The sequence below is a fragment of the Barnesiella sp. An22 genome (assembly GCF_963931395.1).
Classification (GTDB): Bacteria; Bacteroidota; Bacteroidia; order Bacteroidales; family Barnesiellaceae; genus Barnesiella; species Barnesiella merdigallinarum.
Genome location: NZ_OZ007014.1, coordinates 579905 through 595301, shown reverse-complemented (window position 1 = coordinate 595301; position 15397 = coordinate 579905). Strand labels below are relative to the sequence as shown.

Sequence of the window (15397 nt, the reverse complement as noted above, 5' to 3'; positions counted from 1 at the left end):
CCCTCCAGGGGGATAGAGGTATTGGATATTTTTAGCGGGTTAACAGGCTGCTCCACAACCTTTATCAATGCATCTAAATCGAATCTGACCCCAGTAGAACCTCTTCATGATGCACATTTTGACGCATTGACGCCAAAATTTGACGCATTGCCCGCTCGCCTGGCCCGGTCTCGACTATTTTTGTAATTATATACAGAAAATACACCGACCATGAGAAAAGTCATTTTCTTCCTTCTGGGGCTACTTCTTTCCCTCTGTGCATGCAAGGAGGAGAAACAGCAAGAACCCGAAATGCCCGGGACTACGCCCGAAGAGATTCTCCTCGCCGTATCGCCCGAGCGATTGACTTTCGACGAGACCGATGCGTCGAAAAACGTCGTCACTGTCAGCACCAACACCTCGTGGCGGGCAACCGTGGCGAATGCCGCCCTGAAGATAGATCGAAGCGAGGGGACAAGCGGCGAGTGGTCAATACGCATCTCCGACGCTCCGGTCGGCGAGAGTTGCAAGCTCACCGTATCGACCGTACCCCGGAGCGACAACGAGAAAGCAGTCGTGCGCGAGGTGACCGTCACACGCGAAGCGGCGGTCGTTATCCCCGAACGCACTGTTATCTATAACAACGATTTCGACCGGGAGGTGGCGCAAAAGAATACCTACTGGCCCTACCTCGACCAGTTCGACGGCTGGAAAAATGCCTCGGGCACCGGCCAGGGCAGCGAGACCTACGACCAGATGAGCGTATCGGTGCGGAGCGACTGGACCTCGGACTACGCCCCGTCGGCCGACTACAAGCCTTACGCTTCAGGAAAAAACAACCTCTACTTCAACAAGAGCGGCAGTTTCGTCGCCATCAACGGCATACGGGTGGGCGAAGAACGCGACTTCGTGTTGCAATTCGGCAGTTCCGAGAACAAACTGTTCGACTACACCGACCTGCGGGTCGAGGTGGGTAACGGCTCGACGTGGATTGCTCTCGACTATACCCGGCCGCTGACCAACAACTGGGAGCTCACTACCTGCGAGTTTTCGGTCGAGGGCCTTACCGACGGCACCCTCGGTATCCGGTTCAGCACCACCGACGGGGCCAACATGATGCGCATCGACGACGTGCGGCTGACCGACGGCGACCCGTCGGGCCAGGTCATCGCCTTTGACAATGCCGTCTATCCCCCGGCCGAACTGCCGGTCTACGGCACCAACGACGAGGTGGTGACTCACTACGGCCTCATCGGCGGCCAACGGGTGCGCAACTACACCCTGCTCTTCGACCGCGACAAGCATGCCGCCCTGTGGGTGGCCTACCCCCTGCACGCCTGCTACCGGGGTGGCAGCGGACGTACTGACGCCTGGGCAGCCGACCCCTTGATTGAGGAGAGTTTCCAGGCACTGCTCTACGGCAATCCCTACTGCTACTACGACGGCTACTCGCGCGGCCACCAGATACCCTCGGGCGACCGCACCGTGAACGACGAGCTGAACGGCCAGACCTTCTACGCCTCGAACATGACCCCGCAAAACAGCGACTTCAACAGCGGCGTGTGGGAATCGCTCGAGAGTAAAATCCGCAACAACATCTGCAACGATACCCTCTATGTGGTGACGGGCTGCTACTTCGGCAACGGATACACCACGACCTACGACGGCAGCTACGGCAGCAGCCGCGACCCCAACGCCAAACTGTGCGCCGTGCCTACCCACTACTTCAAGGTAATCCTGCGTACCCGCTCGGGCAATACGGGGAAAGCCATAGGCCAGTGCGACGCCGGCGAACTGAAAGCCATCGGCTTCTGGCTCGAGCATCGTAGCGACTATCCCACCGCCTTCAGTACCGACTGTTGCAAATCGGTAGAGTATATCGAGCAACAGACGGGATTCACCTTCTTCCCCACGGTCGACGCCGCGGTGAAACAACAATGCACACCCTCAGAGTGGGCTCTCTAACCTATCCCCACTGAGACAGACAATACTAAAAAAGGGGAAACGCCGACCGCCAGACGACTGATGTGCGGTCGATTATAAAAGACTGTAACCCGACGACTCGATCGAGGGTTCAGTCTTTTTTATTTCGGTACAGACAGAGTTTCCCGGGCCGTAAAAAGAGGCCCGCGTAATGTCAAAGGCAGGCAACAGAACGGGGCTTACCCCTCCTGCCGAAAATACAATCCGGTGAGAAAACGGCCGGAGTGCACCCCCAGTGCCCGGGCCGAGAAAAATTCGTCGCTGTGTAACCGGGTACAGATGCCGGCCACCTCGATGTGCGAAAGCTCCACCCCGCATGCCTCCAGCTCCTCGACGGCTGCCGCCCACAGGTCGATGTGCGACCGGCGCGACGGATAGCGCCGCACCACGGCCCGCTCGTCGAATCCGGCCGAGAGGAAAGCCTCGACCACTTCGTCGCCCACCTCGAAACTGTCGGGTCCTATCGACGGCCCCACCGCAGCATACAGGCGGGCGGGCCGGGTATCGTAACGGGCTTGCATCGACTCGACCGTAGCGCGGATGATGTGGGCCGCCATGCCCCGCCACCCCGCATGCACGGCGGCACAAGCCCGGTGGTCGGGGTCGTAGAGCAGCACCGGCACACAATCGGCCGTAGAGACGGCCACAGCTATTCCGGTGCGGTCGGTCATCACCGCATCGACACCCTCGAGCATCTGTCGCCTATCGCCGTCAGGGCTGTCCTGCCAGTCGCGGGAAACCGCAGCCACCTCCACCCCATGCACCTGATGGGGAGCAGCCAGGCAGTCGAACCCCAAGGCATCGTGCAACCGCCGCCGGTTGGCAGCCACCCGCTCGGGAGCATCGTCGGTATATTCGCCCAGATTATCGGTCGAGAAAGAATCGTCCGTCACAACGCCCCCTCGGGTAGTGACAAAGGTGACGACACCCGGCAGCGCATCGAAAAGCGGGAAAGAGTACCAGCGGAAAGTATCGGTCGTGTGCAGAATCATCACCACTCCTCTTCGTCGAAGTTATCTCCGTCGACCAGGTCGTCGGCCTCATCGTCGAGCCCGGCGCTCGTATCGAAATTGTCCTCCTCGGCTACCCGGTGACGGGCATCGAGGTTGCGGTGTGTCAAGGTCATCACCCGGTTGGACTCGTCGTTGAGTTGATTCCACAAGAGATCTTTCAATTCGGTAATACCCAGCCCCGTCACCGACGAAATAAATACGGTAGGGATGTCGGGCAAATCCTCTTTCAGGGCCTCGAGCAACTCGTCGTCGAGCATGTCGCACTTGGTCACGGCCAGCACCCGCTGCTTGTCCTGCAAATCGGGGTTAAAGGCGGTGAGCTCGCGCAGCAGGATTTCGTACTCGCCCCGAATGCTGTCGGCATCGGCCGGCACCATAAAGAGCAACACGGCATTGCGCTCGACGTGGCGGAGGAAACGCAACCCCAGACCCTTGCCCTCGCTGGCCCCCTCGATGATACCTGGAATATCGGCCATCACAAACGAGCGGTTGTCGCGATACGAGACAATGCCCAGATTGGGTTCGAGGGTGGTAAAGGGATAGTCGGCAATCTTGGGACGGGCTGCCGATATGGTAGAGAGCAGGGTCGATTTGCCCGCATTGGGGAATCCCACCAGACCCACATCGGCCAGCAGTTTCAGCTCCAGAATCACGGTGCGCTCGATAGCCGGCTCACCGGGCTGGGCATAACGCGGAGTCTGGTTGGTGGCCGACTTGAAATGCCAGTTGCCCAAGCCTCCCCGGCCCCCTTTGAGAAGCACCAGCTCCTCGCCGTCCTGGGTTACCTCGCACAGGAACTCGCCCGTGTCGGCATCGAATACCGCCGTACCGCAGGGCACCTCAATGGTCTTGTCCTCACCATCCTTGCCGAAACTGCGGTTGGCCCCGCCGGGCGAACCATTGCCGGCAAAGACGTGACGCGAATATTTCAGGTGCAGCAGAGTCCACAAATTGCGGTTGGCCCGCAAATAAATATTACCGCCCCGGCCGCCGTCGCCGCCGTCGGGACCGCCTTTGGGCACATACTTGGCCCGGTACAGGTGCATGGCTCCGGCGCCACCCTTGCCCGAGCGACAAAGTATCTTCACATAATCTACAAAATTCGACTCTGCCATATTCTTCTCTTATTTTTATTATCCGCTGCAAAGATAGTGAAAGGCGAGAGCAGTGGCAAATGAAAACTTTGTTTTCAAATTTGACCATGCCGAGCCGCCTCCTGTCTTCTACAAAGATAGTGAAAGGCGAGAGCAGTGGCAAATGAAAACTTTGTTTTCAAATTTGACCATGTCGAGCCACCTCCTGTCTTCGTGTAACAAACGATAGTGAAAAGTGGTCGGAGAGGCAAACCGAAACAAAATTTCGAGTCTGATTATCCCGAACCGCATCCCATCTTCTATCCATAAAGATAGAAACAAAAAGTCAAACCCCATCGGGTTTCAGACACTTTATCTTTTTTAAATAGGAATACCGATTTGTACAGCGATAGTCCCTTATCGAGATTTCAAGTAAAATCTACCGATAAGAAAAATAAATAAAAATTCACAATAACTCTTTTTAATAAAGATTTTATGTATATATTTCCATATATTATGGAAACATATACCTTTGCAGTCGTATTAACTAAAACAGGTATAACTATGAAGAGATTTCTTACTTTTTTTGCTCTCATTACAGCTCTTTGCCCGTTCCAGTCCAAAGCCGCAGATGCTACAACATTTGAGGTAAATCGAATCCAATACACCGTTACCGGCGAGAATACGGTAGGCGTGTCGGGATTTAACGAGACGTATGGATCGGACGAAACCCCGATGACCGAAGTTATCATTCCCGAATCGGTCGCTTACGAAGGGAAAAACTACACCGTGACTTCGCTCGAAGAGTATGCCTTCCAGTGGTTGTCGGACATTCGCAAAATCGAAATGCCCAACACTGTAACGGCCCTGAAAAACAACGCCATCTACTACAACTACGATCTGGAAGAGGTAGTACTGTCGCAAAACCTCACCACACTGGGAGCCTATGCCCTGGCTTCGAACAGCAAACTGAGCTCGCTGGCTATTCCGGCCGGAGTGACCGAGATTCCGCAAAGTTGTTTCTTCAATGACCAGGGACTGAACACTATCACCTTTGCCGGTGACTTCACCTCGATAGGCAGTGGAGCCTTCTACAAGACGGCCATTACCGAGATTGAGATTCCCGGCAGCTGCAAGACGATTGGCAACAATGCCTTCCAGCTCTGCCCCAACCTGGCCCGGGTAACTCTGGACGAAGGAGTAGAAGTGCTGAGCGAAGGTGCCTTCAGAGAGTGCAGCAAACTGACCGAAATAAACCTCCCCGCCAGCCTCAAGTCGATAGGAGAATATGCTTTCCTCGATGACTCGTCGCTCGCTTCGGTAACCATCCCGGCCGGCGTAACCGAGATTGGCGACGCGGCCTTCTCCTACACGGGAGTAACAGCCTTCGAAGTAGAGGCCGGCAACACCGTATGCCAAGCCATAAACGGGGTATTGTACTCGGCCGACGGTAAAGTGCTCATGGCCTATCCGACAAAAGCCGAAGCTACCGAATACACCATTGCCGACGGCTGTCTGGGTGTGGGCGAAGGTGCATTTGCGCACTCAAACGTACAGAAAATAGTTGTGCCCGATGGTATGCGTGCCTTCGACGACAACGCCTTCTCCGAGTCGGCCCTGTCCGAAATCAACTTCCCCGCATCGCTCGTACTGATGGGTAACCAGGCTTTTGCCTTGACGCAACTGACCACACTAGTTCTTCCCGAAAACATGACTGCCGTGTATGAAGGGACCTTTGCCCAGTGTACCGCTCTGAAATCGATAACGATTCCCGCAAGCATCCGCGACATCGAGGCCTACGCCTTCAACGGCTGCACCGCTCTCACCGAAGTATTCTGCCTGGGTGCCACCCCTCCCGTACTGAACTATTACGAGGGTTACGACCACCCCTTTGGCAACCTTGAAGCCTCACAGGTAACCGTGTATGTTCCCAAAGGCTGCAAAGCCGACTATGAGGACAGCGAGTGGGGCTACCAGTTCGACCACATCGTCGAGTCGGCTACCGGAGTCTTGGCTTACGAGAGTGTGCTCCCTGCCAACGATTCGGAGCTCGAGACCCTCGGCACACTCGAAATTACCTTTGCCGACAACATCTCGCTCGTGCAACAATACCCCGAGGTAACCGTCGTAAAAGGCCAAGAGCTCTATGGCGAACCAGTCGTGAACGAGGGTGGCTGGATGGCCTATGCCAGCGGAAAAACGGTAAATGTATTCCCGGCCGATGAGTATCAAGAGGGCGTTCAACCCATTGTCCTGGAAAGCGGCGAAGAGTATTATGTGACTATCCCGGCCGGTATTGTCGAAAATGCCGACGGCGACCAAAATCAGAAAATCGTGCTCCACTACTCCGGCAAGGTTCAGTCGGGTATCGAACAACTCGAAGGCAATGCCTGCTTCGTAGCCCAAAATGCCGGCATGCTGCAGGTGGTATTGGGCGAGCTGAGCAACTGTACGGTCGAGCTCTTCAACGCTACGGGCAACCTTGTCGATCGCATCGACGGGGCTCAAGGTTCGGCTTCGTTCCAACCTGCTGCCCAAGGTCTCTACCTCATTCGGGTAACTTCTGGTGGAACTGTCAAAACATTCAAAGTGGTCAAATAATTTTCCAAACACGCCACTTGCAAAAGAGGGTGCCTTGTCAAGTCATCGACTTGAGGGCACCCTCTTCTTCTCTATCGACTCTTCCCTGCACGGGCAATTGAGGCAACACCAGACACAAAAAAAAGGAGCACCCCGTCCGGGGGCACTCCTTTCTGCCGGCTTGCATGCAGTTTACAAGCTGGCTATCTCTTTCTTGATGCTCTCGAAAATATCGTCGATGCTGCCCATGCCGGGGATAGCACGATATTTCTTCTCTTTCTGATAGAAGTCCTTGAGCGGTCTGGTCTGGTTGTGGTAGACATCGAGACGTTTCTGGATAGTCTCCAGGTTGTCGTCGCTGCGGCCCGATACCTGTCCGCGTTTCAGCAGACGGTCGATCAGCTCCTGCTCCTCGACCTCGAGACCCAGCACCACATCTACCTGAGCCTGACGCTCGGCCAACATGCGGTTCAAAGCCTCGGCCTGTGCAATGGTACGGGGAAAACCGTCGAAGATGACGCCCTTCTTGGCCTCTTCGTGCGAGTCGAGTACATGAGCCAGAATATCGACCATCAACTCGTCGGGAATAAGCTGACCTTTCGAAATATACGAATCGGCTGTCTTGCCCAGTTCGGTACCTTTGGCAATCTGCTCGCGCAATACATCACCCGTAGAAATATGGAACAGACCATACTCCTTGATAAGATTCTCACTCTGAGTTCCTTTACCCGAACCCGGAGCGCCAAAAATAACTACATTCACCATTTTACCTTAATATTATCCTATTCAACCTTGTGTTTGTTCAATCTTCGACAACGACATAAATATCTTTCAGATTACGACCCTGCTCGTCATAGTCGAGGCCATAACCCACGATAAAGGCGGGGGGAATCTCGAGCGCCACATAGTCGGGCTTTACATCGCACTTGAGCGACTCGGGCTTGAACAGCAGCGTGGCCACCTTCACCTCTTTGGGATTGTGGGCATAAAGCTGCTTGAGCAGCTGCTGGATGGTGAAACCCGTATCGACAATATCCTCGACCACCACTACCGTGCGGTCGGTAATATCTTGTTGCAAACCATAGATTTGTTTTACTTCGCCCGTCGAGTGCATGCCCTCGTACGATTTCATGCGGATAAACGAAATCTCGGAATCGACCTTGATTTCGCGAAACAGATCGGCGGCAAAAACAAATGCACCGTTCAATACGCATAAAAAGAGGGGGTTCTTTCCGGCCAGGTCTTCGTTCATCTGCGAAGCGACACGAGCCACAGCCTCGGCAATCTTTTCTTTCGAAATATAGGGCGTGAAAAAACGGTCCTTAATCTGAATCTTTGTGTCCATTGGTGTTATTCTGAATGTTGCACAAAGTTATAATAAATCGCAAAAACTCCGATAACGACACACTATATTTTTGCAGAATTACCGTTTGCATCGCCTCTTGACCTGCCAAAATATTTCTTAGCCCGTTTTTTTCGCATGTTTTCGAAGTAGACAGAATATGCTTCAATATAAAAAATCAAGCAAACTAGCTCTTCCTCTTTCGACTTTCGCTCTCTTTATAGATGATAAGATGCAGTTCGGCATAAATCAAAAACGAAAACTTCGTTTTCTTTTTGTCTCTGCTCTCACCTTTCACTATCTTTGTAAGACTCCTCCCGGCCCTGTAGCCGAGGGTAAAACCTGTACGACATGAAACTGTTTACGACCCAATCGACCAAGTTGCTCGACCAACTTACTTTAGAATACGAGCCTATCGACTCGATCGACCTGATGGAGCGGGCAGCCGAAGCTCTCACCGAAGAGATCAATAAAACCGTATCGCCCGACCGCCGCCTCTATATCTTTGCCGGCCCCGGCAACAACGGGGGCGATGCACTGGCTACGGCTCGCCTGCTGCTGGGATTGGGCTATCAACCGGCCGTCTATCTGTTCAATACCATACCCAGCCATCGCCTGTCGACCGACTGCGCGCGCAACTGCGACCGATTGAGGGCTACCGGCATCACCCAGTTCTACGAAATCACCAACCAGTTTACTCCGCCCGAAATACAACGAGGCGATGTCATCATCGACGGCCTGTTCGGGGCCGGACTGCACGACCCGCTTTCGGGCGGATTTGCCTCGCTGGCCCGATATATCAACGAGTCCGAGGCCTTTGTCATCTCCATCGACATCCCCTCGGGCCTCTTCGGCGAATGGAATCCCGACGCCTCGCCCGACCGTGTGGTCAAAGCCGACCTCACCCTTACCCTCCAGACTCCTAAACTGGCTTTCTTCTTTGCCGAGAATACCCAGTTTACCGGTCGGGTCAAGGTGCTCGACATCGGTCTGCACCCCCGGGCTATCGCCGAGACGGCCACCGACTACTACCTCACTACGGCCATCGATGTAGTCCGCCACCTGCATACTCGGGCCAAATACACCGACAAGCACGACTACGGCCACCTGCTGCTTGCCGCCGGACAATACGGCATGGTGGGAGCTTCGGTTCTCGCCGCCCGGGCTGCCCTGCACAGCGGGGCCGGTCTGGTATCGGTCCACGCGCCTCGCTGCGCCAACCTCATTCTGCAAACAGCTGTACCCGAAGCGCTCTTCTCGCCCGACAAAGGCGAAGAGCATATCGAAGAGATTCCCTCGAACCGGCGTTACACGGCGCTGGCCGCAGGCCCGGGCATGGGGTGCAACGCCACCTCGATAGCGGCTCTCAAGCATCTGCTTCAGGAGGTGAAGCAACCCCTCGTGCTCGATGCCGACGCGCTGAACTGCATTGCTCAGGACCCGAGCATTCTGCAATCGCTGCCCTCCCACACCATACTCACCCCGCATGTCATTGAACTGGAGCGCATGTTCGGCCCGCAAACCAGCGATGCCGACCGGCTGAAATGTGCCACTCATGTAGCTGTCAAATACGATATTATCGTGGTGCTGAAAGGGGCCCATACGGCCATAGCCATGCCCGACGGCTCAATCTACTTCAACTCCACGGGCAACCCCGGCATGGCTACCGCCGGCAGCGGCGACGTGCTTACCGGCATCATCGGCTCTCTGCTGGCCCAAGGCTATTCCCCCGAAGAGGCGGCTATCATCGGAGTATTCGTTCATGGTACGGCCGGCGACATTGCCGCCCGACAGGAGGACGAAGAGTTCGTCACAGCCGGCGACATCGTGGCCCGTCTGGGACAAGCCTTCAAACAGATAAAAACGGAGCGAATGCAATAAATTTCAAAACATTCGCTATCTTTGTAAAAGATAGAATAACCCGGCGAGGGGAAAAAGCCTATGTACGGCTCCCGACTCCGAGTTCTCCCGAATGTAAACCAACAGCAAAACAATACAAAGCTCTATGAAATACGCCCTCTTATCCCTCTGCCTGCTCTTCACGACCAGCATAGGATTGGCTCAGGAGACGAAAAGACTCACCGCCGACAAACATAACGAGTACGGACTCATATTCTCTTTGCCGCAAACTCACCTCGACCTCGAGGTCGTAGCCACAAAGACCATCCGCAAGGCAGGCCCCTACTATCAGTATGCCGAGAAATATCTGGGCATACCGGGTGCCATCACCCAGGACTCCGAATCGTGGAGCCTCACTTCGGTCAAGGTCAACCCCTACGGAGTGCCCGACCCCGAGGAGCAATACCTCATGCAGTTCAAGTCGGGTAGCGACGGCTACATCGTACTCGACGAAAACGGCCTGTTGCTCTCGATCAACACCGAACCCGTGGTCGACACGATTGTCCCCATCGAACCTAAAGCCAAAAAGAAGTCGCCCCTCGATAACCACGACTATGCCAAGGTATACTCCGAAGAGCTGCTCATGTCGGCCTCGACCGCCAAGATGGCCGAGGTGGCTGCCAAGCAGCTCTACCGCATACGCGAAAGCCGCCTGAACCTGGTTACCGGCGAGGTGGACGAGCTGCCGGCCGACGGCGAATCGTTCAAACTCGTCATCCAACAGCTCGACGAGCAGGAGGCTGCCCTCACCGCCCTCTTCATGGGTACGACCCAAACCGAAACGGTGGTCAAGCACATCGACTATATCCCCGTAGCTGAGGCAACCAACGAGGTGGTGTTCCGCATCTCCGACCTCTATGGCATAGTCGACTCCAATAACCTGAGCGGCGCCCCCATATACCTCAACCTGCAAATTACCGAGGAGGGACAACTCCCCGTCGACAACAAGGGCGAGGTGAAAAAGATGCCCAAGAATGCCGTGCCCTACGCCATTCCCGGCAAGGCCGAGGTGACTCTCACCGACGGCAAAAAAGCCCTGTTCAAAGGCGAAGTGCCGGTGGCCCAGTTCGGCGTTATCTTCGGGCTCGACCCGTCGCTCTTCACCGACAAGAAGAACCCCACCTGCGCCACCTTCTATCCCCAGACCGGGGCTATCCGTCAATTAGGGAAATAACCGAGAGAATATGTTGCTGCCCTACATGAACAGCGGAGTGGTCGAAGCCGGCTGCGACGAGGCGGGTCGCGGCTGTCTGGCCGGGGCGGTCTATGCCGCAGCCGTGGTGCTGCCACCCGACTTCCGCAACGAACTGCTCAACGACTCGAAAAAACTGACCGAGAAACAGCGCTATGCCCTGCGCCCCCTCATCGAAGAGGCGGCCCTGGCTTGGGCTGTGGGGATTGTCACCCCGCAGGAGATTGACCGCATCAACATTCTCAACGCCTCGTTCCTGGCCATGCACCGGGCCATCGAGCAGCTGCGGGTCACCCCCCAGCATCTGCTCATCGACGGCAACCGCTTCAAACCCTATCCCGGCATTGCCCACACCTGCGTGGTGAAGGGCGACGGCAAATACGAGGCCATCGCCGCCGCCTCGATTCTGGCCAAGACCTACCGCGACGACTACATGAACGAACTGCACGAAAAATACCCCATGTACGACTGGAAATCGAACAAGGGGTATCCCACCAAAGCTCATCGAGCAGCCATTGCTCAATACGGGCCTTCGCCTTACCACAGGCTATCGTTTCAGTTGCTCGAGCGGCAACTCTCCATTTTCTGATTACGGAACTCGTTTATGCTGCGGGCGAAAGCAACCACCGGTCGAGCACACGGTAGAAGGGGCTCACCATATGTACAATAGGGCCCACAAGCAAGGCCGAAACCACCGTACCCAGCCCTACGCCGGTAACCGTCGACGAGAAGAGATACGACATGATGCAAGCTATCAGCACCAGCGTCACGTCGAATCCCAGTTTCACGAAACCAAAGGGATGCTTCAACCGCTGGGCTATCACCTTCACAAAAAACTCGCCGGCCGTCATGGCCACATTCACCTTCATCTCGAGGGCAATACCCATGGCCAACACACAACAGCCAATAAGCAGATAAACAATCTGTTGCACAAAATTGACGGGGGCTACCCAAAACAACATGTTCATACCCCAGTCGATAAAGATACCGAAACTGAGCGAAATGGGTATCTGCAGCAGGTAGGGACGCAAATCTTCCTTGAACGACTCGTGCGTCATGAACGGCAACTCAAACAGCATGAACAGGATATTGACAATAATCGTCCATTGCCCCATCGTGAGCGGCGTAAACAGACTCAATACATAATTGACACCGGTAATAGGCGAAGTCCCCAACAAGGCTTTTGTAATAAAGTCGATACCCAAGGCGTTGATAAACAGCGAAACAACAAACAAAAAGCAACGCCTCAACGAATAAACATTCATCATAATGTGTAATACCTTAAAAAAACGGTGCAAAGTTCGCCCTATTTCCGCAATGTGTGCTCATAAAAGAATAAACAACTTTGGTTAAAAACGAAACAGTTCTTACCTCTGGTAAAAAATTCGGCTCATGGACATTTTGCTACTCGACCTGCTCCGCAAGATACCGCAAATCGGAGCTTTCGCCCACAGGCAAGGGCTCTCACCCCACGACCGGGCAACCATCGGCAAAGGCTTCTTTTTCGTTTTCGTCGAAAGTGGAACAGCTTTGCTCACCGACATGCGCCAGGACTACACGATTAAGGGCGAAGATCTGATTGTACTCTCGCCCAGCCTGGCAGCCACCCTGCACCATGCAAGCCCCGACTTCACCTTTACCTTCATCTGCCTCGTGCCCGAATACTTCGACAGCCTGCCCGGCAGCCAGCTGCTATACAGCCAACTGGCCGAGTTCATCCAGGTCGACCACCTCCCCATCGTGTCGTTGAAACCCGAGAAAAGTCGCTATCTGCGACAGACATTCACCCTCTTCTCGAGCGACCTGCGGGGCTTCAAAATCTACCCAAACGGCATCATCGACCACCTGTGCTGCCTGCTGCTGTTGCAAACGGCCGATACCTTCTGCCAGAGCAACCGCCACATGCCGGTCTACGTAAAACGCTCGGGCGAGATATTCCGCAAGTTCCGCAAACTGTTGACAGCCCATTACAGGCAGCACCACGACATCGGCTTCTATGCCGACGAGCTGCACATCTCGACCACCTACCTCTCGCGAATAGTCAAGCAGACGACCGGCAACACCGTGCGATTCCTCATCTCGGAGTTGCTCTGTGCCGACGCACGCCGCATGCTGGTATGTACCGACCTCGACATCAAGGAGATTGCCTCGCAATTGGGCTTCTCGGACCAGTCGGTATTCGGCAAATTCTTCGTCAAGAAGACGGGGCTCTCGCCTCTGAAATTCCGGTTGCGAAAAGAGCTATGAAACAACAAGGCCCCCGGGAGCACTTTCCCGAGAGCCTTGCCTTATAAGGTGTTAGACGTAAACAGGCGCACTATTCGGCCACCCGCTCCAACCACCGGAGCATACCCAGCATTACGCCCATCGAAATGAGACATACCACCAGGAATACCGTCCAGCATTGCCAGATGGGCCAGGCGTTGTACATGAGCGGACCTACCCACAACAGCAGGTTACCTGCGGCAGTGGCTCCCAGCCAGAGGCCCTGGCAGAGACCCAACAGGTGCTTGGGGGCCACCTTCGAAACGAACGACAGCCCCAACGGAGAAATAAACAACTCGGCCACCGTCAGGAAGAAGTAGGTCACAATCAGTACCCACCAGTGGGCCTTGCGAGCCATTTGCTCGGCCACGGGGAGGAGCTTGAAGTCGTCGGCCGAAGGATAACCTTTCATGGCCGAGAAGATGGCCAGGAAGAGGAAGGCCAACCCGGCAATGAACATACCGATGGCAATTTTGCGGGGCGTGGAGATGGCTTTACCCCGGCGAGTCAACCAGGCAAACAGCGCCATGACAATAGGGGTGAGCGTAATTACAAAGAAGGGGTTGATGGCTTGCCAGATTTCGGGAGCCACGGCACTCGAGTCTACGAAGTCGCGAGCAAAGAACGAGAGCGACATACCGTTCTGGTGGAACGAGAACCAGAAGAAGATAACCACACCCAACACGGCAAACAGAGCGGCCATACGTTGGCGAATCTCCTTGGCCATGGCCCGCTTCTCTTCGGCGGTATAGGATTGTGACTCGACTTTGGTCTTCTTGCCCGGAGTGGGGAACCGACGTTGGTAAGCCACAAAGATAACCAACGAGATGAGCATGGCTACCACCGAAGCGATGAACGAGTAGTGGATACCCTCGTTGAAAATCTGGAGGTAGTTCTGGCAGGCGCTGGCCAGGTCGGTCACGTTGCCGCCGGCAGCCGCCATCAAGGCATTGAGGTTATCGAGAGCGGCCTGACTCATCTGGGCACCGTTGTTGATAAACTGGTGGCACAGGGCCGGCAACTGGGCATTGTAGGCCATACCGTTCGCACCCAGCCACCACTCGCGCAGCAACGGAGCCACAAACGGGGCAATGAGTCCGCCCACGTTGATAAATACATAGAATATCTGGAATCCGCTGTCGCGTTTGCTCTTGGCCTCCTTCAAGGCTTCGGGGCCCTGCTTGGCAGCTTCGGCCTCGAAATCGTCGTAGAGCTGGCCCACGATGGCCTGCAGGTTACCCTTGAACAGACCGTTACCGAAGGCAATGAGGAAGAGCGAGAAACAGGTGAGCGGGAGCAACCATGCCACGTTTCCGCTGGTAGCCAGGATAGGAATCGACAGCAACACATAGCCTGCAGCCATGATAATCAAACCGGTCTTGATGGTACCTTTGTAGTTTTGCGTACGGTCGGCAATGATACCGCCTACCAACGCCAACAGATAGATACCGGCATAGAAGAATGAATATATGGTACCCGAAGTCTCTTCGCTCAAACCGAATTTGGAGCATAGAAACAGTACCAGCACGGCATTCATAATGTAATAGCCGAAGCGTTCGCCCATGTTGGAGAGTGCCGCAGCTATCAAACCCTTAGGATGTCCTTTAAACATAATGTTAGATTTTAAGTATTAAATGATTTAGTTGTTTTTCACTTTGAAGGCCAAGGCATACATGCGCATCTGCTTGACCATGGCCACCAACCCGTTGGAGCGGGTGGGCGACAGGTGCTCGGTGAGCCCTATCCGATCGATAAAGTAGAGGTCGGCGTTGAGAATCTCGTCGGGGGTACGGCCCGAAAGCACCCGCACCAGCAGCGACACGATGCCCTTCACGATGATGGCATCGCTCTCGGCCTCGAACCAGATGCGGCCGTCGCGGTAGTCGGCTTGCAGCCACACCCGGCTTTGACAGCCTTCAATCAGATTCTCGTTGGTTTTGTATTTCTCCTCGATCGGGGGCAGGCTGTTGCCCAGGTCGATAAGTAAGGCGTATTTATCCATCCAGTCGTCGAAGACCGAAAACTCGTCTATAATCTCGTCTTGTATTTCGTCGATACTTTTCATATAAGT

13 protein-coding genes are annotated in these 15397 nt (G+C 54.9%); 6 read left to right on the top strand and 7 right to left on the bottom strand.

Features of this window, described 5'->3' with window-relative positions:
• The first annotated feature begins 210 nt into the window (after positions 1-210).
• Entirely contained in the window at positions 211-1944 is a 1734-nt protein-coding gene (locus ABGT88_RS02470) for a DNA/RNA non-specific endonuclease (RefSeq protein WP_346700218.1), read from the top strand.
• Positions 1945-2141: 197 nt separating this feature from the next.
• Here the strand turns inward: ABGT88_RS02470 and pgeF are convergent, their stop codons facing one another.
• Positions 2142-2954: a peptidoglycan editing factor PgeF gene (pgeF, locus tag ABGT88_RS02465; protein ID WP_346700216.1), complete on the bottom strand. Its 813-nt coding sequence runs from the start codon at positions 2952-2954 to the stop codon at positions 2142-2144.
• Positions 2954-4090, bottom strand: coding sequence for a GTPase ObgE (obgE, locus tag ABGT88_RS02460; protein WP_087408788.1), 1137 nt, complete (start codon positions 4088-4090; stop codon positions 2954-2956). Before obgE ends, pgeF begins: the two co-directional genes overlap by 1 nt.
• Positions 4091-4612: 522 nt before the next feature.
• On the opposite strand from obgE, the gene ABGT88_RS02455 reads away from it, so the two are divergent.
• Positions 4613-6649 carry a leucine-rich repeat domain-containing protein gene (locus tag ABGT88_RS02455; protein ID WP_346700213.1) on the top strand — a complete coding sequence of 679 codons (2037 nt, stop codon included), beginning with the start codon at positions 4613-4615 and terminating at the stop codon, positions 6647-6649.
• Positions 6650-6820: 171 nt separating this feature from the next.
• On the opposite strand, the gene ABGT88_RS02450 is transcribed toward ABGT88_RS02455, so the two are convergent.
• Positions 6821-7393, bottom strand: a complete 573-nt coding sequence (locus ABGT88_RS02450) for an adenylate kinase (RefSeq protein WP_346700211.1) — start codon at positions 7391-7393, stop codon at positions 6821-6823.
• A 37-nt stretch (positions 7394-7430) separates the two neighbouring features.
• A complete protein-coding gene (gene hpt / locus ABGT88_RS02445; protein ID WP_087408792.1) occupies positions 7431-7973 on the bottom strand; it encodes a hypoxanthine phosphoribosyltransferase in 543 nt (180 codons plus the stop codon).
• Between the two features lie 348 nt (positions 7974-8321).
• Here hpt and ABGT88_RS02440 point away from each other — a divergent pair, with 348 nt between their 5' ends.
• The 3 genes from ABGT88_RS02440 to ABGT88_RS02430 all read left to right on the top strand — a co-directional run bounded on the left by ABGT88_RS02440 (position 8322) and on the right by ABGT88_RS02430 (position 11650).
• Positions 8322-9851 carry an NAD(P)H-hydrate dehydratase gene (locus tag ABGT88_RS02440; RefSeq protein ID WP_346700209.1) on the top strand — a complete coding sequence of 510 codons (1530 nt, stop codon included), beginning with the start codon at positions 8322-8324 and terminating at the stop codon, positions 9849-9851.
• 124 nt (positions 9852-9975) lie between these two features.
• Positions 9976-11043 carry a DUF4831 family protein gene (locus ABGT88_RS02435; RefSeq protein WP_087408794.1) on the top strand — a complete coding sequence of 356 codons (1068 nt, stop codon included), beginning with the start codon at positions 9976-9978 and terminating at the stop codon, positions 11041-11043.
• A 10-nt stretch (positions 11044-11053) separates the two neighbouring features.
• Positions 11054-11650, top strand: a complete 597-nt coding sequence (locus tag ABGT88_RS02430) for a ribonuclease HII (RefSeq protein WP_087408795.1) — start codon at positions 11054-11056, stop codon at positions 11648-11650.
• A gap of 13 nt (positions 11651-11663) precedes the next feature.
• Here the strand turns inward: ABGT88_RS02430 and ABGT88_RS02425 are convergent, their stop codons facing one another.
• Positions 11664-12329, bottom strand: a complete 666-nt coding sequence (locus ABGT88_RS02425) for a YitT family protein (RefSeq protein ID WP_258327192.1) — start codon at positions 12327-12329, stop codon at positions 11664-11666.
• Between the two features lie 124 nt (positions 12330-12453).
• On the opposite strand from ABGT88_RS02425, the gene ABGT88_RS02420 reads away from it, so the two are divergent.
• Positions 12454-13308: an AraC family transcriptional regulator gene (locus tag ABGT88_RS02420; RefSeq protein WP_346700206.1), complete on the top strand. Its 855-nt coding sequence runs from the start codon at positions 12454-12456 to the stop codon at positions 13306-13308.
• A gap of 70 nt (positions 13309-13378) precedes the next feature.
• On the opposite strand, the gene ABGT88_RS02415 is transcribed toward ABGT88_RS02420, so the two are convergent.
• Entirely contained in the window at positions 13379-14938 is a 1560-nt protein-coding gene (locus ABGT88_RS02415) for a peptide MFS transporter (protein ID WP_298662526.1), read from the bottom strand.
• Positions 14939-14965: 27 nt separating this feature from the next.
• On the bottom strand, positions 14966-15391 hold the full coding sequence (locus ABGT88_RS02410) for a SufE family protein (protein ID WP_087408799.1): 426 nt from the start codon (positions 15389-15391) through the stop codon (positions 14966-14968).
• Between the last annotated feature and the right edge of the window lie 6 nt (positions 15392-15397).